General features: G+C 54.3%; 22 protein-coding genes. 13 read left to right on the top strand and 9 right to left on the bottom strand.

Features of this window, described 5'->3' with window-relative positions:
* Positions 1-42 precede the first annotated feature (42 nt).
* A complete protein-coding gene (locus AAIE03_RS19270; protein ID WP_498563137.1) occupies positions 43-363 on the bottom strand; it encodes a hypothetical protein in 321 nt (106 codons plus the stop codon).
* A gap of 492 nt (positions 364-855) precedes the next feature.
* Here AAIE03_RS19270 and proP point away from each other — a divergent pair, with 492 nt between their 5' ends.
* The 3 genes from proP to AAIE03_RS19255 all read left to right on the top strand — a co-directional run bounded on the left by proP (position 856) and on the right by AAIE03_RS19255 (position 4,220).
* On the top strand, positions 856-2,361 hold the full coding sequence (proP, locus tag AAIE03_RS19265) for a glycine betaine/L-proline transporter ProP (RefSeq protein WP_013027585.1): 1,506 nt from the start codon (positions 856-858) through the stop codon (positions 2,359-2,361).
* A 129-nt stretch (positions 2,362-2,490) separates the two neighbouring features.
* On the top strand, positions 2,491-3,468 hold the full coding sequence (gene hemB / locus AAIE03_RS19260) for a porphobilinogen synthase (protein ID WP_014594817.1): 978 nt from the start codon (positions 2,491-2,493) through the stop codon (positions 3,466-3,468).
* 287 nt (positions 3,469-3,755) lie between these two features.
* Positions 3,756-4,220, top strand: coding sequence for a helix-turn-helix domain-containing protein (locus AAIE03_RS19255; RefSeq protein WP_024472236.1), 465 nt, complete (start codon positions 3,756-3,758; stop codon positions 4,218-4,220).
* 16 nt (positions 4,221-4,236) lie between these two features.
* Here the strand turns inward: AAIE03_RS19255 and AAIE03_RS19250 are convergent, their stop codons facing one another.
* The 4 genes from AAIE03_RS19250 to AAIE03_RS19235 form a co-directional block, all read right to left on the bottom strand.
* Complete coding sequence (locus AAIE03_RS19250; protein WP_014594818.1) at positions 4,237-4,896, bottom strand: epoxyqueuosine reductase QueH; 660 nt, start codon at positions 4,894-4,896, stop codon at positions 4,237-4,239.
* A gap of 123 nt (positions 4,897-5,019) precedes the next feature.
* Positions 5,020-5,700, bottom strand: coding sequence for an SDR family oxidoreductase (locus tag AAIE03_RS19245; protein ID WP_015699365.1), 681 nt, complete (start codon positions 5,698-5,700; stop codon positions 5,020-5,022).
* A 133-nt stretch (positions 5,701-5,833) separates the two neighbouring features.
* Positions 5,834-6,655, bottom strand: coding sequence for a hypothetical protein (locus tag AAIE03_RS19240; RefSeq protein WP_013027590.1), 822 nt, complete (start codon positions 6,653-6,655; stop codon positions 5,834-5,836).
* Between the two features lies 1 nt (position 6,656).
* Positions 6,657-6,854, bottom strand: a complete 198-nt coding sequence (locus AAIE03_RS19235; protein WP_013027591.1) for a hypothetical protein — start codon at positions 6,852-6,854, stop codon at positions 6,657-6,659.
* A 631-nt stretch (positions 6,855-7,485) separates the two neighbouring features.
* Here AAIE03_RS19235 and AAIE03_RS19230 point away from each other — a divergent pair.
* From AAIE03_RS19230 to AAIE03_RS19195, 8 genes are all read left to right on the top strand, one after another.
* Positions 7,486-8,352 (top strand): MurR/RpiR family transcriptional regulator, encoded by an 867-nt coding sequence (locus AAIE03_RS19230; protein ID WP_013027592.1) that lies wholly within the window; start codon positions 7,486-7,488, stop codon positions 8,350-8,352.
* An 18-nt stretch (positions 8,353-8,370) separates the two neighbouring features.
* On the top strand, positions 8,371-8,955 hold the full coding sequence (ddpX, locus tag AAIE03_RS19225) for a D-alanyl-D-alanine dipeptidase (protein ID WP_442829114.1): 585 nt from the start codon (positions 8,371-8,373) through the stop codon (positions 8,953-8,955).
* Positions 8,952-10,517, top strand: a complete 1,566-nt coding sequence (locus AAIE03_RS19220) for an ABC transporter substrate-binding protein (RefSeq protein WP_013027594.1) — start codon at positions 8,952-8,954, stop codon at positions 10,515-10,517. The genes ddpX and AAIE03_RS19220 overlap by 4 nt, the downstream gene beginning before the upstream one ends.
* 54 nt (positions 10,518-10,571) lie before the next feature.
* Positions 10,572-11,588, top strand: a complete 1,017-nt coding sequence (locus tag AAIE03_RS19215) for an ABC transporter permease (RefSeq protein WP_026021054.1) — start codon at positions 10,572-10,574, stop codon at positions 11,586-11,588.
* 3 nt (positions 11,589-11,591) lie between these two features.
* On the top strand, positions 11,592-12,485 hold the full coding sequence (gene ddpC, locus AAIE03_RS19210) for a D,D-dipeptide ABC transporter permease (protein ID WP_014594822.1): 894 nt from the start codon (positions 11,592-11,594) through the stop codon (positions 12,483-12,485).
* On the top strand, positions 12,485-13,471 hold the full coding sequence (locus AAIE03_RS19205; RefSeq protein ID WP_013027597.1) for an ABC transporter ATP-binding protein: 987 nt from the start codon (positions 12,485-12,487) through the stop codon (positions 13,469-13,471). Before ddpC ends, AAIE03_RS19205 begins: the two co-directional genes overlap by 1 nt.
* A complete protein-coding gene (locus AAIE03_RS19200) occupies positions 13,464-14,414 on the top strand; it encodes an ABC transporter ATP-binding protein (protein ID WP_210451139.1) in 951 nt (316 codons plus the stop codon). The genes AAIE03_RS19205 and AAIE03_RS19200 overlap by 8 nt, the downstream gene beginning before the upstream one ends.
* A 73-nt stretch (positions 14,415-14,487) precedes the next feature.
* Entirely contained in the window at positions 14,488-15,738 is a 1,251-nt protein-coding gene (locus tag AAIE03_RS19195) for a D-amino acid dehydrogenase (RefSeq protein WP_110015619.1), read from the top strand.
* A gap of 21 nt (positions 15,739-15,759) precedes the next feature.
* Here the strand turns inward: AAIE03_RS19195 and AAIE03_RS19190 are convergent, their stop codons facing one another.
* Positions 15,760-16,944 carry a BaiN/RdsA family NAD(P)/FAD-dependent oxidoreductase gene (locus AAIE03_RS19190; RefSeq protein WP_014604810.1) on the bottom strand — a complete coding sequence of 395 codons (1,185 nt, stop codon included), beginning with the start codon at positions 16,942-16,944 and terminating at the stop codon, positions 15,760-15,762.
* Positions 16,945-17,186: 242 nt separating this feature from the next.
* Between AAIE03_RS19190 and pitA the strand changes: the two genes are divergently transcribed.
* The gene (gene pitA / locus AAIE03_RS19185; protein ID WP_128574381.1) at positions 17,187-18,689 is read left to right on the top strand and encodes an inorganic phosphate transporter PitA; all 1,503 of its coding nucleotides are present in this window, start codon (positions 17,187-17,189) and stop codon (positions 18,687-18,689) included.
* Between the two features lie 36 nt (positions 18,690-18,725).
* On the opposite strand, the gene uspB is transcribed toward pitA, so the two are convergent.
* Entirely contained in the window at positions 18,726-19,061 is a 336-nt protein-coding gene (gene uspB, locus AAIE03_RS19180) for a universal stress protein UspB (protein ID WP_014604809.1), read from the bottom strand.
* A gap of 423 nt (positions 19,062-19,484) precedes the next feature.
* Here uspB and uspA point away from each other — a divergent pair, with 423 nt between their 5' ends.
* Positions 19,485-19,922: a universal stress protein UspA gene (gene uspA / locus AAIE03_RS19175; protein ID WP_014604808.1), complete on the top strand. Its 438-nt coding sequence runs from the start codon at positions 19,485-19,487 to the stop codon at positions 19,920-19,922.
* Positions 19,923-19,975: 53 nt separating this feature from the next.
* Here uspA and rsmJ read toward each other — a convergent pair whose 3' ends face one another.
* On the bottom strand, positions 19,976-20,725 hold the full coding sequence (gene rsmJ, locus AAIE03_RS19170; protein ID WP_014604807.1) for a 16S rRNA (guanine(1516)-N(2))-methyltransferase RsmJ: 750 nt from the start codon (positions 20,723-20,725) through the stop codon (positions 19,976-19,978).
* A 7-nt stretch (positions 20,726-20,732) separates the two neighbouring features.
* A complete protein-coding gene (gene prlC / locus AAIE03_RS19165; RefSeq protein WP_210451138.1) occupies positions 20,733-22,775 on the bottom strand; it encodes an oligopeptidase A in 2,043 nt (680 codons plus the stop codon).
* Positions 22,776-22,984: the final 209 nt, after the last annotated feature.

Below are 22,984 nucleotides of genomic sequence, written 5' to 3'. Positions count from 1 at the left end.
TTACTGACGCACGCGGCACAATGACGGCGAAGAAGCGCTAAATCAACGCGCTTTTCGCTGTGCTGCACGCTGCTTACTCGCCGCCCGCATTGCCACCGCAATGGCCTCTTCCTGTTGAATGACGTGCTCAACAGGCGCACTGGCGCGCTGATTCAGCCGTTGCAGCGTAGGCATCGACTGCTGCAACAGTTGCTGGCACTCCTCGTATTCCGAGCGTTGCTTACCTGTCACGGTCGATGTTTGTAATGCTTCGCTCAATTGAGCCAGGCGGTCAATCCAGTATTTCGTGCGGCAGCTAAGCCATCCAGAACTGAGCTGCGCCTCAGGAGACCGGGAAGCCGTGAGCACCTCAGAAGAATTCATTAATTTTCTTTCTACACTATCTATCTGCGCCACCCAAGGGCTCTGGCAAGTAAGGGGGGAGTTCCTTGACATTCTTCCTCCAAATCAAGGTGAAAGAGTATTGCCGAAGGCGTTCTGATAGGCAAGCCTCAAACCTTAACCCGCCCAATCCTTAATCTTTATTAATAGCTTTAAGCCAGACGGCTGAGTGAGCTCAAACCGCAGCGCTCACTTAACACGCAAACGCGCGCAGAACCTGACTTTTTTTCGCTTCAGGGGCTGCTATAAACCACCGGTAAAATTGTTCGTTTTCAGGTCAAACATGACAAATATCACACAAAAACGTTATACTCTGCGGCCGATAAATCAGATAACAACAGTATTTGTTGTTTTGATGGATCGACAGATAATGCTGTTTTACGGCTATGCTTAGATTTCCTCAACGCAGCGGTCTGAACGCTGTTTTCGGTTCGCGCCGTTGAGGACTTTCATGTTCCATTACAGGGTAATTCTATGAAATTGCGTAGGAAGCGTGTAAAACCGATTGGGATAGATGATGTCACCATCATTGATGATTCCCGTTTACGTAAAGCCATTACCGCCGCCTCTTTGGGTAACGCCATGGAGTGGTTTGATTTTGGTGTTTATGGCTTTGTGGCTTATGCCTTAGGTAAGGTGTTTTTTCCGGATGCCTCTCCAGGGATTCAAATGATTGCCGCACTGGCAACCTTCTCCGTTCCTTTCCTGATTCGTCCTTTAGGCGGCCTGTTTTTCGGCATGCTGGGGGATAAATATGGTCGTCAGAAAATCCTGTCGATTACCATCGTCATTATGTCGGTCAGTACCTTCTGTATCGGCCTGATTCCCTCCTATGCCTCCATTGGCATCTGGGCGCCGGTTCTGCTGCTGTTGGCCAAAATGGCCCAGGGCTTCTCAGTCGGTGGGGAATATACCGGTGCCTCTATCTTTGTGGCCGAGTATTCGCCTGACCGTAAGCGCGGCTTTATGGGAAGCTGGCTGGACTTCGGTTCTATCGCCGGCTTCGTGCTGGGCGCGGGCGTCGTCGTCTTAATCTCTACCATCATCGGCGAAGAGAACTTCCTTGCGTGGGGATGGCGTCTTCCGTTCTTCCTGGCCCTGCCACTGGGTATTATTGGCCTGTATTTGCGCCATGCCCTGGAAGAAACCCCCGCGTTCCAGCAGCACGTCGACAAACTGGAACAAGGCGATCGCGAAGGCCTGCGTGACGGTCCGAAAGTCTCTTTCAAAGAAATCGCCACGAAACACTGGCGTAGCCTGCTAGCCTGTATCGGTCTGGTTATTGCAACCAACGTGACCTATTACATGTTGCTGACCTACATGCCAAGTTACCTGTCGCACAACCTGCACTACTCTGAAGATCATGGCGTGCTGATTATCATCGCCATCATGATGGGCATGCTGTTTGTCCAGCCCGTGATGGGGCTGCTGAGCGACCGCTTTGGCCGTCGTCCGTTTGTGATTATCGGCAGTATCGCCCTGATGATCTTCGCCATTCCGGCCTTCATGATGATCAACAGTGGCATGCTGGGAATGATTTTCGCTGGGTTGTTGCTGCTGGCCGTTATCCTTAATGCCTTTACCGGCGTGATGGCTTCGTCACTGCCTGCTATGTTCCCGACGCACATTCGCTACAGTGCATTAGCCAGCGCCTTCAACATATCGGTACTGATTGCAGGCCTGACGCCAACGTTAGCGGCCTGGCTGGTAGAATCGACCAATAATCTTTATATGCCCGCTTACTATCTGATGGTGGTTGCAGTCATTGGCCTGATTACCGGCCTCTACATGAAAGAGACGGCGAATAAGCCCCTGAAAGGTGCAACTCCCGCCGCCTCTGACATGGAAGAAGCGCGCGAAATTCTGCAGGAGCATCACGATAACATCGAGCAGAAAATCGAAGATATCGACGCCGAGATGGCCCGCCTGGAAGCCAAACGTAAAAATCTGGTTGAACAGCACCCAAATATCAACGAGTAACGCCCCTCTCTCCCGCCCCTGAGGCGGGAGAATCTTTTGCTGCCTCTGCACACCGCACACAAACCTTCATCGCCTGCACCTAATCGGAGTAGACTGTGCGTCTTATTTAAACTGGCTACGTGAGTGTCTATGTCTGATTTTTCCCTTACCCAACGTCCCAGAAGATTGCGCGCCAGCGCGTCAATGCGTGCAATGTTTCAGGAGTCCAGCCTTAGCCTGAACGATTTGGCCCTGCCCATTTTTGTTGAGGAAGGTGTTGATGACTATAAAGATATTCAGGCCATGCCTGGCGTAAGACGTATTCCTGAAAAACGTCTTGCCTATGAAATTGAACGTATCGCTAAGGCGGGCATTCGCTCGGTCATGACCTTCGGGATTTCCCATCATACCGACGCGACCGGCAGCGATGCGTGGAATGAAAACGGCCTGGTGGCGCGTATGTCGAAAATCTGCAAAGACACCGTGCCTGAAATGATCGTGATGTCGGATACCTGCTTCTGCGAATACACCAGCCACGGCCACTGTGGCGTGCTGTGTGACCACGGCGTCGATAACGATGCCACCCTGATCAATCTGGGCAAGCAGGCCGTTGTGGCGGCGGCGGCGGGGGCCGACTTTATCGCGCCTTCTGCCGCAATGGATGGCCAGGTTCAGGCGATACGCCAGGCGCTGGACGCCGCAGGCTTTACCCAGACAGCGATCATGTCTTATTCCACCAAGTTTGCATCATCCTTCTATGGCCCCTTCCGGGAAGCGGCAGGTACGGCCCTGAAAGGCGATCGTAAAACCTATCAGATGAACCCGATGAACCGTCGTGAGGCTATTCGCGAGTCGCTAATTGACGCGGCTGAAGGTGCCGATGCACTGATGGTTAAACCGGCCGGAGCCTATCTGGACATTCTGCGCGATATCCGCGAGCGCACCGAACTTCCGCTGGCGGCCTATCAGGTTAGTGGTGAGTACGCGATGATTAAATTCGCGGCCCAGGCGGGCGCCATCGATGAGCGTAATGTCGTGCTCGAAAGCCTTGGCGCGATCAAGCGGGCTGGCGCAGATTTGATTTTCAGCTATTTTGCACTTGAGTTGGCCGAGAACAACCTGCTCTGAGCCATGGCCCTTCTGCGACGGTGCCTGCACCCTCGCAGAAGGCGTTATTCCTGTCCGGTAAACGGGGAAATGAACGCGATGCTTATTGGCGTGAATTAATCACATCACTCATTATGCACTCTATTCAGTAAACAAATAATACACAAATCGCAACGTAATATAATCTTTTAGCCTTTACTTCCACATCGCAGGAAATAACCATTCACTTCCTTAAGAATCTTTACGTATGTAATGTTTTGAGAAACACAGGATAATTTACAATCACCTTCGAAATTTAAGGGGGTGTTATGAATGAGAACAAATACAATGAGAGCGTGATTATTTCTGTTACTGACTGGATTAATAAGAATCTGGACCAGCGCTTAAGCATTGACGACATTGCTGAAAAGGCGGGTTATTCAAAATGGTATCTACAAAAGTTATTTTCCCGTTATCATAATGAAACGCTGGCCCATTACATCCGTAGAAAGAAATTAATTGCCTGTATTAATGATTTAAAATACAGCCATGCGCCCATTATCAGCCTGGCAGTTAAATACCACTTTGAAAGTCAGCAGTCTTTTACCCGCTCCTTTAAGCAGATGATGGGCTGTACGCCTAGCGTATGCCGTAAAAGCCAGCGACTGAACGTTACCGACAGCAACGCCCATCCTTGCAGCGTATGTAGTAAGGCTGAAAACCACCCAAAAAAGAAGTTATTTAGCGGAATAAACGAAACCTTCGGGGTTGGTCATTTAGTCCGCTTGCTTTAACCGTGGCAGCAAAAAACTAGTTATCATCAGGCTTATAGTACTGTACGCCAATCTGGATCCGCTCGCGACCACTGGCAACGCGATGACGATTGGTATCCCGTAGGGAGTAAACACAACCGCAATATTCCTGCTGATAAAAACTCTCACGCTTACTGATTTCAATCATGCGTGCCGATCCGCCGCCTTTACGCCAGTTGAATTCCCAGTAGGACAGATCGGGATAATGTGCGGCAGCACGGACGCCGCAGTCGTTAATTTGCTGCATGTTCTTCCAGCGGGAAATCCCCAGTGAACTTGTGATCACCGGGAAACCATTTTCATGGGCGTACAGCGCCGTGCGCTCGAAACGCATATCGAAGCACATGGTGCAGCGCTCACCGCGCTCCGGTTCCCACTCCATCCCTTTGGCACGTTTAAACCAGTCGTCACGATCGTAGTCCGCATCGACAAACGGCACGCCAAACTTTTCGGCAAAGCGGATATTTTCGTCTTTGCGCAGCTCATACTCTTTAAGCGGATGGATGTTCGGATTATAGAAATAGATGGTGTATTCAATGCCGGATGCCAGCATCGCCTCCATGACTTCTCCCGAACAGGGCGCGCAGCAGGAGTGCAACAGCACTTTTTTATGGCCACCCGGTAAGGGTAGCGGTTGTCGCTCGTAGGGCTGAGACATAAGCACCTTCAATCAATGTAATCAAAAGCGCAGTGTAATGCCGGGGCGTGGATGTTGCAAAATTTCACGCTGACGGGCTGCCATTATCCCTGTCAGCCCGTCAGCGTTGCTGCAACCTTTACCTCACCACTGAAGCGTTTTGCCCGCGTAGTCCAGATAGTGGTGGCCGCCACGTCCCCGACTGGCGGTTAACTGCGTGACAATCCCATTGGCGCTTTCTTCAGGCGTGAGCGGTGCCGCATCGCCTCCCATATCCGTTTTGACCCAACCGGGATGCAGGGTTAGTAGCGTGCCGTTTTGCGCCGCCACCGGTCTGGCCAGCGAGCGCGTGAGCATATTAAGAGCCGCTTTGCTGGCTGAGTAAAGTGGCGCTTCTGCATGTCGATTCTCATTCAGGCTGGCAAGTTGAGATGAGGTTAACGCCAGTACGCCGTGTTGCTGGTTCAGTAACGGCAGCAAAATTTCTGCGGTTCGTATCGGCGCAACGGCATTGGTCATAAACAGCTGGATTAGCTCAGCATCGTTGCTCTCTGACAGCTTCTGATGCGCAGGCCCGTAAATGCCGGCGTTGATCAGAATCGCGTCAAAAGGCTGCCCGCTCAGCCCAACCGCAAATTGCTTGACCGCCTCGGTCTGCGTCATATCGAGCCGACGCCAGTCAACCTGCGGGATTTCCCCCTGCGGGGGGACTTCACTGCGATGGGTTGCCGTGACCTGCCAGTTGTTGGCCGCAAACGCCTTGACGACCGCCAGTCCAATGCCACGTGATGCACCAATCACTAACGCTTTGCCTTGATAAGCCATAGAGTTTCCTCGTTGATGAACGCAGTAAACAGCGTAGATACGTATTGGCAAACACACTGCATCATCAATGCTATTTTGCATTCAGACAGCATTGATGGGGCAGTGAATACGTACGGACAGAGGTGTTGCTGTATTATTCAATTTGCTGGTCTGGCGGGGATGAATGGTCACCTTCACGACTTTTCTCAACGCTCTGCGGATGGTCTTCGCCCATTGACAGTGCCGTTGCGCTGGCGGGATCAAACAGTGAGAAGCTTTCAATCTGATCCACCATGATGACTTTTCGAAATGCCATCGCGTTTTTCGGCTCAGAATCCAGTGTGATGTCGTGCTCGGCATACCAACTGCTGTAGTTATGCTCGACCGACAGTTTCAGCGTATGGCTGTCGCGGTAGCCGCTCAGCATCGGGATGAGCACGATATTGGCCGTGCGCTCATATTCAAAGGTGGCAGCGTGTACCATGCCGATATAAATACGACGGGATTTTAAGGTGATCCACGCCAGCTCTCCTTCTTCCATGCACTGGAACAGCATCTGTTCAACACCATTGGATCGTGAAAGCTTCTGATAAAGATCTTTGCGACCTGACACGTTCAGTTGTGCGCTGCCTGCCCAGTTTGACCGGTAGAGACAGAACAGGATGGCAAAGCCCAGCATGATTACCACTGGGGCCTGAATACCGAGAAAACTCCAGTTCATGAACTTCATTTGCAGTTGCAAATGATCGCCAGGAAACGCATACAGGAAATTGGAAACGCTTGAAATAATAAACAAGATAAACCAGATAAGGGCGGTGACGAAAACGCCCTGCAGTACAAAAATACAGCCGTAAAGTGCGACAAGAAAATAGACATCCCATCCTGAAGAACGACGCATTTTGAAACGGCTGGACAGATCCCGGCTGGTGTACCAATAACCACTCACCATCAGTACCATAAAAATTGCGGTTCCCACCTCAAACTCCCTTTAAGGTATTGACGTGCCGATTAAAATCTTCCTTTACTTCATCACTGAGAATATTGACGGCAGCATTGCCATTTTCATCAATAATTATGCGCTCACCATCCGCAATGGAGTCGTTTATGTCCTGGCGGCTCATTATCTGCAGGAATTTATCCGGGCTGGCGAACAAAGAACGAACGAAGCTAATCATGATGTGTCACTTAACGAGTCAAAAAAGCAAGTATGTGACTGAATCGTGTTTACTGCCATTTTATTGCCGGTAAACATTCTTAAAAGTCACTTTAGCGAAGCGGTAATCAGCCATAATTTTTTCTGCATGTAAAAGGCCGCCGTTTTTAAAAAATCACGCCAGAAACAGGTTATTTTAACGCTGAATTTTCCCCTGCGCGGCCACCGCTGATTTTTGCTTTACCTCACTCATTGAGGTTCAAAAGCGACCTGAAAAACCGATCGTCTTTGACTGGCCCTCAGCATGACGAGTAATGTCTCCGCACCGTTCAGGCCACTCAGGCCTTGTCCTCAGACCTCGTAGCGCAACGGCCTTAACCGCGCTGACCGGGTCCGCGCCGTGCTGAACCGTTTTCTTCACCTGCATCACATTTCCCGCCGATTTTGTTGCCCCAATGTGATGCAGGTTTCAAATATGTTGCACCCTAATTGCGCCAGATTGATGGACGGGCTATTCACTCCTCTCACTCCCTTTACTGAATCCTCTGACGTGCGGCTTATTTTCATGCACCTCAGAAATATGGCATGCATTGTGCTTGTTACCTGACTAACAACGCAGCGGACAATGACAGCCAGGTAACATTGAGGACAACATGAGCGCGAACGAAGCCCTGTTCAAAAAAATCGAAGCCGCTTTTAGCCTGCAAACGCCAAGCGAAAAGCGGATTAGTTCGTGGCTGTTAAGTCATCCCGAGCAAATTCCGTTTGAAACGGCTGACAGCATCGCCCAGGCGACCGGTACCAGCGGTATAACCGTAGGGCGTTACCTGCGTAAGCTGGGGTTTAAAAACCTTGATGATGTGAAAAACCTGCTGCGCGACGTCCCCAATACGCCCTACAAGCAATGGGGCGTTATTGACCGTCTTGATTCCTGGGAGCAGCAACGCACCCTGCCCGACCTGTCCAGCCAGTCCCTGCAGATGGAGCTGGATGCCATTCGCTATGTCTATCAGCTGGCCCAAACGGATACTTTCCGCCATATCAGCCAGCAAATCGCGGATGCCGACACGGTCATCGTGCTGGGTATTCAGTCTACACGCGGCATTGCCAACACCTTTTTCAGTCATCTGGAATATTTGCGCCCGCGCGTTACCTACGCCGATGGCAGCTCAGGCAGCTGGCTGGAGTCGCTGAATTCCGAGTCTTCAAGGCCTTACGTCATTCTTACCGATACCCGGGCCTATTCCACTGTAGCAAGGCAGTTTTGCCGGATTGCCACCGAGCGCCAGGTCGCGATGGCGCTCGTCACCGATATCTGGTGCCCATGGGCGCGTGATTACCCGGTTGATCTGCTTCAGGTAAAAACGGATACCGCCAATTTCTGGGACTCTCTTGCGCCCATCAGTTGCCTTTTCAACCTGCTGCTGTCTGCCATCGTGGAACGACTTGGCCCGGCGCTTTCTGAGCGTCTGGCACAGAACCGACTGTTGCAGCAGGAATTTGGCCAGTTTGAACATTAACAAAACAGGGATTACAGCATGATGCAGGAAACAGAGTTGGTCGATATTGCAGCGGCCTTTCCCGCGCTCACTATCGACCTGAAATATGCCACCGCCGATAACATCACGGGACAGCCCATCTACAGCGTCGCCCGCTGTCTGCTGCACCCCGATGCGGTCAGCGCGCTGGCGAAAAGCATCACGATCGCAAAAGTGGCCGGATTGAGTCTGCTGGTGCTGGACGCCTATCGCCCGCAAAAAGCCCAGGAGCTGCTGTGGCACGCCTGCCCCGATCAGAATTACGTTGTGCCTTTATCGCAAGGATCCAACCATAGTCGTGGTACCGCCATTGACGTCACGCTGGTCGATGCCGAAGGTCAGATCCTGGATATGGGTACCGGATTCGATGAAATGCAGGCGTTGTCCCATCCCTATCATCCCGACGTACCGCTAACGGCTCAACGTAACAGGCTGCTGCTTAATGCCGTGATGTTTGGCGGCGGCTTCACTGGCATTGCCACGGAATGGTGGCATTTCGAATTACCGGAAGCGGCCCGTTATCCGCTGCTCAATGATGTTTTTACCTGCATATCCCCAGCCCAGACTGACGGAGTATTACCATGAAAATGACGCACACAGCACCCGGCTATTTTCGCCCTTTGTTACTGGCCATGACCCTTGCAGCCACCACGACATCCGTCCTGGCGGCGGTTCCCAAAGACATGTTGGTGATAGGTAAAGCTGCCGATCCCCAGACGCTTGATCCTGCCGTGACTATCGATAATAACGACTGGACCGTTACCTATCCTGCCTACCAACGATTGATCAAATACAAAACCGAGGACGGGAAGGGTTCGACAGACGTTGAAGGCGATCTGGCGGAAAGCTGGCAGAGCAGCGAGGACGGAAAGGTGTGGACGTTTAAATTACGTCCCGGCGCCGCGTTTGCGGATGGGTCAGCCGTTAACGCGGAGGCCGTTAAGCTGTCGTTTGAGCGCCTGCTGCGCATTAAGCAGGGGCCTTCAGAAGCGTTCCCGTCCGATCTCAACGTTGAGGTCGTGGATCCGCTTACCGTGCGCTTCACACTGAAGACGCCGTTTGCGCCTTTCCTTTACACTCTCGCTAACGACGGCGCTTCCATCATTAACCCTGCCGTGCTGAAAGCGAATGCCGCTGACGACGCGCGCAGTTATCTGGCCGACCATACCGCGGGCTCTGGCGCCTACATGCTGCAGCGCTGGCAGAAAGGTCAGCAGCTCGTGCTGGTGCCGAATCCACATTTCTCCGGACCTAAGCCTGCCTTTAAGCGCGTGTCCGTAAAGATTATCAGTGAAAGTTCGGCCCGACGCCTGCAGCTGGCAAAAGGTGATGTGGACATTGCGGACGCCCTGCCGATGGACCAGTTTGCCGCCCTGAAAAAGCAAAATGAGGTGGCAGTGCGGGATTATCCCGCTCTGCGCGTGACCTATCTCTATCTCAACAACAGTAAACCGCCACTGAACCAGCCCGATTTGCGCAGAGCGATCTCCTGGGCCACCGATTATCAGGGAATGGTGCAGGGCATTCTGGGCGGCAACGGTAAACAGATGCGTGGACCGATTCCGGAAGGCATGTGGGGCTACGATGCCAAGGCCATGCAGTACAGCTTTAATCTTGCGAAAGCCAAAGCGGAGATGGATAAAGTGGCCACTAAACCACAGTCGCTGTCGTTCCTCTATTCTGACAACGATCCCAACTGGGAGCCGATTGCCCTGTCGATGCAGGCCAACCTTCAGGCTATTGGCATCAATGTGAAGCTGGAAAAACTGGCCAACGCCACCATGCGTGAGCGCATCGGTAAAGCAGATTATGACATCGCGATTGGTAACTGGAGCCCGGACTTCGCCGATCCCTACATGTTTATGAATTACTGGTTTGCGTCAGATAAAAAAGGCCTGCCGGGTAACCGCTCCTTTTATTCCAACCCTGAAGTCGATGCGCTGCTGAAAAAAGCGGTATCGACCACGAATCAGGCTGAGCGGACTGCCGATTACCAGCAAGCGCAAAATATCGTGATTAACGATGCAGCTTACGTTTACTTATTCCAGAAAAATTATCAGGTTGCGATGAACAAATCGGTTAAAGGCTACGTGTTTAACCCGATGCTCGAGCAAATATTTAACATCGCCACCATGCATAAAGAATAACACCGCTCACGCCCGTTCATGCAGGGCCTGCCTGGCCCTGCTGAGGAAGACATGATGAGTTACTGGAGTTTATTAAGACAGCGTAGCTGGGGACTACTGTTGGTGGTCGCCGGCGTCTGCGTCATTACATTTATTATTTCGCATCTTATTCCCGGGGATCCTGCCAGGCTGCTGGCGGGCGACCGCGCCAGTGATGAAATCGTCCAGCACATCCGTCAGCAGTTGGGGCTGGATTTACCGTTATGGCAACAATTTATCCGTTATGTGGAGCAGCTGTTACATGGCGACCTGGGCACCTCTATCCGGACAGGTCGCCCGGTCCTGGACGATCTGCGGGCGTTTTTTCCCGCGACTCTGGAACTGGCCTTTTGTGCGCTGACCATCGCCCTGCTCGTTGGCGTGCCGCTGGGCGTGCTCTCTGCGGTGTATCGTAACCGCTGGCTCGATCATCTGGTTCGTCTGCTGGCGCTGACCGGGATTTCCACACCGGCCTTCTGGCTGGGCCTGGGGGCGATCGTGCTGTTCTATGGCAAGTTAAACCTGCTGCCCGGCGGCGGACGGCTGGATGACTGGCTCGATCCCCCTACGCGCGTTACCGGCTTCTATCTGATCGATGCCCTGCTGGAAGGCAACATCGAAGTCTTCTTTAATGCGCTTCAGCATCTGATCCTGCCTGCCACCACCCTGGCCTTTGTTCACCTTGGCATTGTAGCGCGCCAGATTCGCTCGGCCATGCTGGAGCAGTTGAGCGAAGACTATATTCGTACCGCGCTGGCCAGCGGGCTGCCGAAATGGACTATCGTCGTGCGCTATGCCCTGCCCAATGCCCTGATTCCCTCCGTAACCGTACTGGGGCTGGCATTAGGCGACCTGCTGTATGGTGCAGTATTAACCGAAACCGTGTTTGCCTGGCCAGGTATGGGCGCGTATGTGGTGTCTTCTATTCAGGCGCTTGATTTCCCGGCGGTGATGGGCTTCGCCATCGTGGTTTCCTTTGCTTACGTGCTGGTAAACCTGTTCGTGGATCTTCTTTATCTGTGGATTGACCCGCGAATGGGTCGGGGAGCGTAGAACATGATGATAACGCAAGAGCAGCCCGCCGTGCGTCAGGCAAAACCCAGCCTGTTCGCCTGGAAACGCCGCCTGTGGATGCTGAGTAAAAGCCCTCTGACCCTGTTGGGTGCCGCCATCATCACGCTGATGCTGGGATTAATGGTGTTTTCACCGTGGATTGTGCCGCACGATCCCAACGCCATTAGCCTGACCGATCGCCTCCAGCCACCCAGTGCCGCGCACTGGTTCGGGACTGATGAGGTGGGGCGGGATCTGTTCAGCCGTGTCCTGGTGGGGAGCCAGCAGTCGGTCGCGGCAGGGCTGGCGGTCGTGCTGCTGGCAGGCATAAGCGGCTCGTTACTGGGCTGTCTGTCCGGCGTATTAGGTGGCCGCAGCGATGCAATAATTATGCGCCTGATGGACATCATGCTGTCTATTCCTTCTCTGGTGCTGACCATGGCGCTGGCTGCCGCGCTGGGGCCGAGCCTGTTCAACGCCATGCTGGCTATCGCCATTGTGCGCATCCCTTTTTATGTCCGGCTGGCGCGCGGTCAGACGTTAATCGTCAAACAGCATACCTTTGTTGAAGCGGCAAAAACGTTCGGTGCTTCGCGCTGGCACCTGATTAGCTGGCATATCCTGCGCAATGCTCTGCCGCCCTTGGTGGTGCAAGCCTCCCTGGATATTGGCAGCGCCATTTTGATGGCGGCCACGTTGGGTTTTATCGGGCTGGGCGCTCAGCAACCGACGGCGGAATGGGGCGCAATGGTGGCTAACGGACGTAACTATGTTCTTGACCAGTGGTGGTACTGCACCTTTCCCGGGGCCGCGATTTTGATCACAGCGGTGGGATTCAATCTGTTTGGCGATGGCATCCAGGACCTGCTGGACCCCAAAGCGGGAGGACGTAACTGATGCAAGAAAGAATTCTGACGATCGAGGATTTACGTCTCAGCTTCCCGGTTTATCAGGGAGAGGTGAACGTACTGAATAGCGTATCAATGCACATCAATCGCGGCGAGATTGTGGGCGTTGTCGGCGAATCAGGTTCGGGGAAATCCGTCACCGCCATGCTGGCGATGCGGCTCATTCCGGAACACAGCTATCACATCAAAGGCGGCAGGCTGGAGCTGGCGGGTCAGGATGTTCTCGCCGCGAGTGAAGTGGACATGCGCAAAATGCGCGGCAATCGTGTTGCCATGATTTTTCAGGAGCCCATGACCGCGCTGAATCCGACCCGCCGCATTGGCAAACAGATGGTCGATGTGATCAGACAGCATCGTCCTCTGTCTGTCCGTGAGGCAAAAGCCCGGGCGCTTACGCTGCTGGGCGATATGCAAATTGCGGATGCGAAGAACGTTATGGAGCGCTATCCCTTTGAACTGTCAGGCGGAATGCGTCAGCGCGTCATGATTGCCCTGGCCTTTTCCTGTGAGCCAGACCTGCTGATTGCGGATGAACCCACGACCGCACTGGATGTTACCGTTCAGCGGCAGGTACTGCGCCTGTTGAAACAAAAAGCCGAAGCGACCGGCACCGCCGTGCTGTTTATCAGTCACGATATGGCTGTGGTTTCACAGCTGTGCGATCGGATCTACGTTATGTATGCCGGGTCCGTCATTGAAAGCGGCGTCACTGAAACCGTGCTGCGTTCACCGCGCCACCCCTATTCCATTGGTCTGCTGGCCTGCTCGCCTGACGCGATTGAACCGCGTGCTCCGCTGGCATCCATTTCCGGCACCGTGCCTAATCTGGCCTGTTTACCCGCAGGCTGTGCCTTTCGCGATCGCTGTTTTGCGGCAGGAGAACGCTGCACCACCACGCCGCGCTTGCATACTACCGACAACGCCGCGCAGCAGGTTGCCTGCTGGTATCCACAACAGGAGGCGCAGCATGTCTGACGCTCTGCTTACGCTGCAAAACGTACATGTCACCTTCCCGGCCAAAAAGAACTGGCGCGGCAAAGTCACGGAACAGGTCCATGCGCTGAATGGCCTGGATATAGAGGTCAGACAGGGAGAAACGCTGGGGATTGTTGGCGAATCCGGCTGTGGAAAAAGCACCCTGGCGAAACTGTTGATGGGCATGCTCAGCCCAACCTCAGGCCAGCTCGAACTGGCAACAGCGCCTGCCGATAACCGGGGACGTCGCATGCAAATGGTGTTTCAGGATCCGCTCTCTTCACTCGACCCCCGCCTGCCCGTCTGGCGCATTATCACCGAGCCGGTGTGGATTCAGTCGCGTGCTTCAGAAAAAACGCGGCGCGCATTGGCGGAATCACTGGCTCACCAGGTCGGTATTCGCCCCGAATATCTGGACCGTCCGCCGCATGCGTTTTCCGGCGGCCAGCGTCAGCGCATCGCGATTGCCCGGGCCCTGTCATCGCAGCCCGATATTATCGTGCTGGATGAACCGACCTCGGCACTGGATATTTCTGTTCAGGCGCAGATTCTGAATCTGCTGGTAGAACTGCAAAAACAGCAAAACCTGACCTATATCCTGATTTCGCACAACGTGTCGGTCGTGCGCCATATGAGCGATCGCGTTGCAGTCATGTATCTGGGACAAATTGTGGAGCTGGGTGAAACACAGCGCGTCCTTGACGCCCCGCAACATCCTTATACCCAGCTACTGATGGCGTCCGTGCCGCGCATCGGCGCAGTGCTGGATGGCGCGCCTGTGAACACCGAGCTACCGGGTAACCGCCACCTGCCAACGGGATGCTATTTCCGCGACCGCTGTCCGCAAGCCACAAGCGGCTGCGAGGTGCCTCAGTTACTCCTGTCGCAGGAAAAAGGCAGCGCGGTGCGATGCTGGCAGGCACAAAACCGGGTTCAGGCATAAGCCACAACGAGAACAGATGGCCCAGGCAACGCCTGCGCCATTGAGCGATAACGCATGCAGGATAACGATCAACATGAAAATTATTGTACTCGGCAGTGGTGTCGTGGGCGTAACAACCGCCTGGTATCTGCAGCAGGCCGGACATCAGGTGACCGTGATTGATAAAGAAGCCGGTCCGGCATTAGGCACCAGCGCGGCCAATGCCGGGCAAATTTCCCCAGGCTATGCCGCGCCCTGGGCCGCGCCGGGCGTTCCCTTAAAGGCGGTGAAATGGATGGTACAGCGTCATGCTCCCCTTTCCGTGCGCCCGGATGGCTCACGTTTTCAACTTGCCTGGATGATGCAAATGCTGAAAAACTGCAATCCGCAGAGTTACGCCGAAAATAAGGCCAGAATGGTCAGGCTGGCAGAGTACAGCCGGGACTGCATCAGAGCACTGCGGGCCAGCACGGGCATTGAATATGAAGGACGTCAGGGCGGCACGCTGCAGCTGTTTCGCACCGCTCAGCAGTTTGACAATGCGGCACGCGATATCGCCGTGTTGCAGGACGCCGGCGTTCCTTATCAACTGCTGGAAGCCTCACAACTGGCCGAGGTTGAACCGGCGCTGGCGGCGGTTAAGCATAAGCTGACCGGCGGGCTGCGACTGCCTAATGACGAAACCGGCGATTGCCAGTTATTTACCCAGCGGCTTGCGGCAATGGCGCGCGAGGCGGGCGTCGACTTTCGCTTTAACACAACCGTGGATGCGCTGCTGACACAGGGAGACAGGATCAGCGGTATGACCTGTGGCAGCAAAACGCTGACGGCGGACGGATACGTCATGGCGCTGGGTTCGTACTCCACGCCATTACTCCGGCCACTCATGTCTGTTCCGGTTTACCCACTCAAAGGCTACTCGCTGACGATCCCCATTGCCGATGCGTCAGCCGCGCCGGTGTCCACGGTGCTGGATGAAACCTACAAAATTGCCATTACGCGCTTTGATGATCGCATTCGCGTGGGCGGTATGGCGGAAATTGTGGGATACAGCAACACCCTGCTGCCTGCCAGACGGCAAACACTCGAAATGGTAGTGAACGACCTTTATCCCCGTGGCGGTCGCGTTGAGCAGGCAACCTTCTGGACCGGGTTACGTCCCATGACGCCTGACGGCACGCCCATCGTCGGCCATACACATTTCAGCAACCTGTGGCTGAATACCGGCCACGGTACGCTGGGCTGGACGATGGCCTGCGGCTCCGGCCAGCTGTTGAGTGATGTGATTTCAGGCAAACCGCCCGAGATTGCCCATGCGGACTATGCGGTTTCGCGTTATGCCTGAGTGCAGGGCGAGATGGCGACCTTACAGCGCCTGGGCGCAGGCCCAGGCCGAACTCCAGGCCCACTGGAAATTATAGCCGCCGAGCCAGCCGGTCACGTCCACCACCTCACCGATAAAATACAGCCCCGGTACGTCCCGCGCTTCCATTGTCTTCGATGACAGTTGAGTAGTATCAACGCCACCGAGGGTCACTTCGGCGGTGCGATAACCTTCGGTGCCGTTAGGCTGAACCTGCCAGCCGTGCAGCGTCTGCACCAGCTCTGTTTGCTGCTTGCGGTTAAGTTGCTTCAGCGTCACATCCGGCACGACGTTCATATCCTGTAGGACCTCCACCAGGCGCTTGGGCAGAATTTTCGCCAGGCTGTTTTTCAGGCTCAGATTCGGATGCGCCTCACGTTGAATCGTCAGGAAATCCTCAAGACGGGTGGCCGGAGAGAGGTCCACAGTGAGGTATTCGCCCGGCTGCCAGTAGCTGGAAATCTGCAACACTGCCGGGCCGGACAGGCCGCGGTGGGTGAACAACATCGCCTCTTTGAACAGGGTGCCGTCTTTTGCCGCAATGGTCGTATCCAGCGCAACGCCTGACAGCGTCTGCAACTGTTCCAGGAGTGGTTTATGTAAGGTAAAGGGCACCAGCGCCGCGCGCGTGGGCAGCACCTTCAGCCCAAACTGCTCAGCAATTTTATAGCCAAACGGTGATGCACCCAGGCCCGGCATGGAAAGGCCGCCACTGGCAATGACCAGCTTCTCAGCCTGAACCGCGCTGCCGTTGAGCTGCAGGCTGTAGCCCGCATCATCCCGGGTTACGCTCAGTATTTCGCTGCGCAGCCGAACGGTGACGCCACCTTTGTCACATTCGGCCATTAATAAATCGACCACCTGCTGGGCAGAATCATCGCAAAACAGCTGCCCCAGGGTTTTCTCATGCCAAGCGATACCGTGGCGATTCACCAGATCGATAAAATCCCATTGGGTATAGCGCGCGAGGGCCGACTTACAAAAGTGGGGATTATTCGACAGGTAAGCGGCCGGTTCAGTGTAGAGATTGGTGAAATTGCAGCGCCCACCGCCAGACATCAAAATCTTGCGTCCCGGCTTCTTGCCGTTATCCAGCAGTAACACGCGGCGACCACGCTGTCCGGCCTGCGCAGCACAAAAAAGCCCGGCAGCGCCTGCCCCAATTACGATAACGTCAAACTGTTCCACTGCTTTTGCCCACCAGGTAAGAGAGGGGCAGATTGTAGTGATCTGCTCCTGTGGATGCCAGTGTCAAAATTTTGCCGTAAATATGTCACAATGTAACCAGCTAATTTTTATAGCTTTTGTATCTGTTCACCGGGTTAATTGACACTTTTAGTCCAAATCATGACTATATTTTCCTTTCCCAGACAGCATGTTGTCGCGGATAATGCGCCGCGTTCATGTCCTCCAAAAATGGCGTAACGTCTATGCTACATCTGTTTGCTGGTCTAGATCTTAGCACCGGCTTGTTACTGATACTTGCTCTGCTGTTTGTATTGTTTTACGAAGCAATTAACGGCTTTCATGATACGGCCAACGCGGTTGCGACGGTCATCTATACCCGTGCCATGCGGGCGCAGCTTGCCGTTTTAATGGCAGGCGTCTTCAACTTCTTTGGTGTATTGCTCGGCGGATTAAGCGTGGCTTACGCTATCGTGCATATGCTGCCTACCGATCTGCTGCTGAATGTCGGATCGGCCCACGGTCTCGCCATGGTCTTTTCCATGCTGCTGGCGGCGATTATCTGGAACCTGGGTACCTGGTATTTGGGCCTGCCCGCGTCCAGTTCCCATACCTTAATCGGCGCGATTATCGGCATTGGCCTGACGAACGCGTTGATGAGCGGCACATCGGTCGTTGATGCGCTTAACATCCCGAAAGTGCTGAATATTTTCCTGTCTCTGATTCTTTCCCCTATTGTCGGACTGGTGATAGCGGGCAGCCTAATCTTTCTTCTCCGCCGTTACTGGAGTAACACCAAAAAGCGTGCGCGTATTCATATGACGCCCGCCGATCGCGAGAAGATTGATGGCAAGAAAAAACCGCCTTTCTGGACGCGCACGGCACTGATTATCTCCGCCATTGGTGTCAGTTATTCACACGGTGCGAACGACGGGCAGAAAGGCATTGGCCTGATCATGCTGGTTCTGATAGGCGTTGCGCCAGCCGGCTTCGTGGTGAATATGAACGCATCGGGTTATGACATTACGCGTACACGGGACGCGGTCAATCATCTTGAGCAGTATTATCAACAGCACCAGGCCTCACTGAACCACATCATCGAGATGGCGCCGCCTAAGCTGCCTACGCCGGAAGAAGTGGCGCCGGTATCATCGACAGAGTTTCATTGCGACAGTGCACGTGCGCTGCAGGCCGTGCAACGTGCTCAGTTGCTGCTGAACAACCTGCAAAGCTACAGCGATCTGTCCGTCGAGCAGCGTAGTCAGATGCGTCGCCTGCTGCTGTGTATTTCCGACACCGCCGATAAAGCGGCGAAGCTGCCGGAAACCTCTCCAGACGATAAACGTTTCCTGGGCAAGCTCAAAGGCGATCTGTTGAACACCATTGAGTACGCGCCGGTATGGATCATCATGGCGGTTGCGCTGGCATTAGGCGTCGGCACCATGATCGGCTGGCGTCGCGTGGCCACCACCATCGGTGAGAAAATTGGTAAGAAGGGCATGACCTATGCGCAGGGCATGTCTGCGCAGGTGACGGCAGCCGTGTCGATAGGCATTGCCAGCTACACCGGCATGCCGGTCTCCACCACGCATATCCTCTCTTCTTCCGTTGCCGGCACCATGCTGGTTGACGGTGGCGGCTTGCAGAGCAAAACCATCAAAAACATCGCCATGGCGTGGGTATTTACCCTGCCGGTCTGTATTTTGTTATCGGGTTCGCTCTACTGGATAGCGCTGAAACTCATCTGATTCGGCGTCATACCAGGGCGACTTCGGTCGCCCTTTTTAATGCCAGATGGCCAGCGCAATCAGGCTGATAATCACCAATCCACACAGTGAACTGGTTAAGATAAACAGACCTCTCACCCGCTCACACCGGCGAATGAATTCGTCGTCATGATGATCAAGATAGCGCCTAGCCCAGATGTAACGCACCAGCCTCACCTGCTTGCCGGGCTGACCATGGGATGTGAAAAACCCCGCGCCATCAACATACTGATAGAGCAGCGGATCACAGCCACGCAGAACCACCAACAGCGCACGCAGCGATGAGAAATAGCGCGCCATATTCACAATACATACCACACAAAGAGCCCAAAAAAGCGCGATAGTGCTGATCATGTCATCCTCCTTACCGGCACCGCAGCAGGGTGCTGAGCGCGCAACCTGTTGAACAGTCCCTGCAGAATTAGCCAACAACCCCGTAAAGCGATTTGTAGTTTTATTTTGAATCATCAGAAAAGTAGCAACCGTGTGACGCAGGCTGCTTTTTTCAGTTTAGGAGAAATGTTCAATTTTTTACCAGCGAGGATTTTCGTTTTATACGAGTAAAAATCGTTCATCATTGATCTTATTCACAACCCAGGCGGCTTCAGAAGCATTTGTTAACACACAGGGCTATACTTTCAGGTATAACAACATCATCGCCTGTGCTGTACATTAATCATCTCGGTGGCGCTCATCGCCCGTTCGCGCAATGGATTTCGCAACTGTGACGCGTCTGGAAACCGCTGCCATTCTGAATCTCGTGGAAGGAGTAATATCATGGCTTATAAACATATCCTGATTGCAGTCGATCTTTCGCCAGAAAGCCAGTTGTTAGTGGATAAAGCTGTCTCACTCGCGCGCCCTTACGACGCAAAAATCTCGCTGATTCATGTCGATGTTAATTACTCGGATCTCTACACCGGCCTGATTGATGTCAACCTGGGAGATATGCAAAAGCGTATTTCTGAGGAAACGCATCTGGCGCTAAAAAGCCTGTCCGATGCCGCGGGCTACCCTATCACCGAAACCCTGAGCGGCAGTGGCGACCTGGGGCAGGTGCTGGTGGATGCGATTAAGAAATACGATGTGGACATGGTGGTGTGCGGTCATCATCAGGATTTCTGGAGCAAGCTGATGTCGTCTGCCCGCCAGTTGATCAATACCGTGCACATCGACATGCTGATTGTGCCGCTGCGTGACGAAGAGGATGAATAATTCGCGAGCGTTAAGCCGGTGCGACTGAGGTGCCGACCGGCTTAAAACCACGATTAAGACAGAGGCGGATAGATATCGAAGCGGTGGCTTTTGGTGACCACCGCAGACTGCGTGGCAACACCGGCCAGCGGTGGCGCGTAGTCGGGACGCTTCACCACAATACGTTTCTTTGCCAGACGGCGAGCCGGTGCCAGCAGTGCGTCGGCATCTTCATCCGCCCCCACCAGCGACTGAAAGACCCGCATCTCTTTTTTTACCATGGCGCTTTTTTGCCGATGGGGATACATAGGATCGAGATATACCACGTCCGGCTGCGGGGTAATATCGGTCAGAGCCTGAATGCTGGAAGCATGAATCAGCGTCAGGCGTTCGCGCAACCAGCCGCCAATTTCTGCATCTTCATAGCCACGCGTCAGCCCGTCCTCCAGCAGTGCGGCCACCACCGGATGGCGCTCCAGCATGCGAACCCGACAGCCCAGCGCGGCCAGCACAAAAGCATCCCGTCCTAATCCGGCGGTGGCGTCCACCACATCGGGCAGGTAGGTCCCTTTTATCCCCACCGCTTTCGCGACGGCTTCACCGCGGCCACCGCCAAAACGACGTCGATGTGCCAGGGCACCGGAGGCGAAATCCACAAAGATGCCCCCCAGTTTGGGCTCATCCCGTTTGCGCAGTTCAAGATGTGTGGCGGTCTTCACCAGCGCCAGCGCGGCGTCATCACAGTGCGTCAGTTGCCAGCGTGCGGCTAAAACAGGTAAGGCGCCGTCACCGGCGCCTGTCTCATCAAGCAAACAGATTTTCACGTACGGCTTATCCCTGAATACCGTAGTGTTCCAGCATGGCATCCAGCTGTGGTTCACGGCCACGGAAGCGTTTAAACAGCTCCATCGGTTCTTCTGACCCGCCGCGCGTCAGAATATTGTCGAGGAAGGACTGCCCGGTTTCCCGGTTGAAAATCCCCTCTTCTTCAAAGCGCGAATAGGCATCTGCTGCCAGCACATCGGCCCACAGATAGCTGTAATAGCCCGCTGCATAGCCACCCGCAAAGATATGGCTGAAGGCATGAGGGAAACGTCCCCACTCCGGGCTGGGGACCACGGCGACTTTGCTTTTCACTTCGCGCAGGGTTTCGAGAATCTGTGCACCTTTTTCCGGATTGAATTCGGTATGCAGGCGGAAGTCGAACAGGCCGAACTCAAGCTGGCGCAGGATAAACAGCGCCGCCTGGTAGTTTTTCGCCGCCAGCATTTTGTCCAACAGTTCTTTAGGCAGTGGCTCACCGGTTTCGTAGTGCCCCGAAATAAACGCCAGTGCTTCCGGCTCCCAGCACCAGTTCTCCATGAACTGGCTAGGCAGTTCCACGGCGTCCCATGGCACGCCATTAATGCCGGACACGCCCGCCGCCTCGATGCGCGTCAGCATATGGTGCAGGCCGTGACCGAACTCGTGGAACAGGGTAATCACTTCGTCATGCGTAAACAGCGCAGGCTTGCCGCTTACCGGACGGTTGAAGTTACAGGTCAGGTAAGCCACCGGTTTTTGCAGGCTCCCGTCCGCTTTACGCATTTGGCCCACGCAGTCGTCCATCCATGCGCCGCCGCGTTTGTGTTCGCGAGCATAGAGATCGAGATAGAAACTGCCGCGCAGCTCGCCGCTTTCATCGAACAGATCAAAGAAGCGGACATCCGGATGGTAAACATCGACGTCAGTGCGCTCTTTCGCAGTAATACCGTAAATGCGCTTCACCACTTCAAACAGGCCGGACACTGCACGCGACTCCGGGAAGTAAGGGCGCAGCTGTTCATCGCTGATGGTATAAAGATGCTGCTTCTGCTTTTCGCCGTAGTAGCTGAGATCCCATGGGTTCATGGTTTCTACGCCGAACGCTTTCTGCGCAAAAGCGCGCAGCTGCGCCAGCTCTTTCTCACCCTGTGGACGGGCGCGATCGGCCAGATCGTTCAGGAAATCGATCACCTGTGCCGGGCTCTGTGCCATCTTGGTGGCCAGGGATTTATCCGCGAAGGAGTCGAAGCCCAGCAGCTGCGCCAGCTCGTGCCGCAGCGCCAGCTCTTCCGCCATAATCGGACCGTTATCCCATTTACCCGCGTTAGGGCCTTGATCGGAGGCGCGGGTCGAATAGGCGCGGTACATCTCTTCGCGCAGCGCGGCATTATCGCAATAGGTCATGACCGGCAGATAGCTGGGGATATCCAGCGTCAGTAACCAGCCTTCCTGCCCTTTGGCTTCCGCCTGGGCTTTCGCTGCGGCCAGCGCGCTTTCCGGCATGCCCGCCAGCTCGCTTTCGTCCGTAATCAGCTTGCTCCAGCCCATTGTGGAATCAAGCACGTTGTTACTGTAGGCCGAGCCCAGCTCGGAAAGACGCGCGGCAATTTCGCCGTAACGCTGCTGCTTGTCTTTTTCCAGACCGATACCGGAAAGCTCAAAATCACGCAGTGCGTTATCGACCGCTTTCTGCTTTGCCTGATCCAGCGAAGCATAATGACTGCCTTCTTTCAGATCGCGGTAGGCCTGATAAAGCCCTTCGTGTTGGCCCACCCAGGTACTGTATTCAGACAGCAGCGGCAGCGTTTGTTCGTAGGCTTCGCGCAGTTCCGGACTGTTTTTAACCGAGTTCAGATGGCTGACCGGTGAAAAGATACGGCTCAGGCGGTCATCGGTTTCTGCCAGCGGCTGAACCAGGTTATCCCAGGTGTAAGGTGCGCCTTGCGCCACCACTTTTTCCACCATTGCGCGGCATTCATTCAAAACGTCGGTTACGGCGGGCACCACATGTTCAGGCTTAATCGCTGAAAACGGGGGAAGTGTGAACGAGGTGAGTAACGGATTGGTCATAGCGCAGTCCTTTAACAATGTGTGGGGCGCGACGGCTCGCGCGACGCAATTTAATTAACATGCGGTCGGATATCACGAAAATCAATGGCGCGACCGGCGGTGATTTCAACAATGGTGCGAATAGTGATCCTTCTGACAATGAGATCAATCATAGCTGACGCCAAAACAGGCTATCACTTTCCTGTCGCTGAATACGTAACGGAGGTTAA

This window comes from Pantoea sp. Ae19-2 (genome assembly GCF_059801205.1).
The sequence above is the reverse complement of the archived record's forward strand: the minus strand, read 5'-3'. Positions and strand labels throughout refer to the sequence as shown.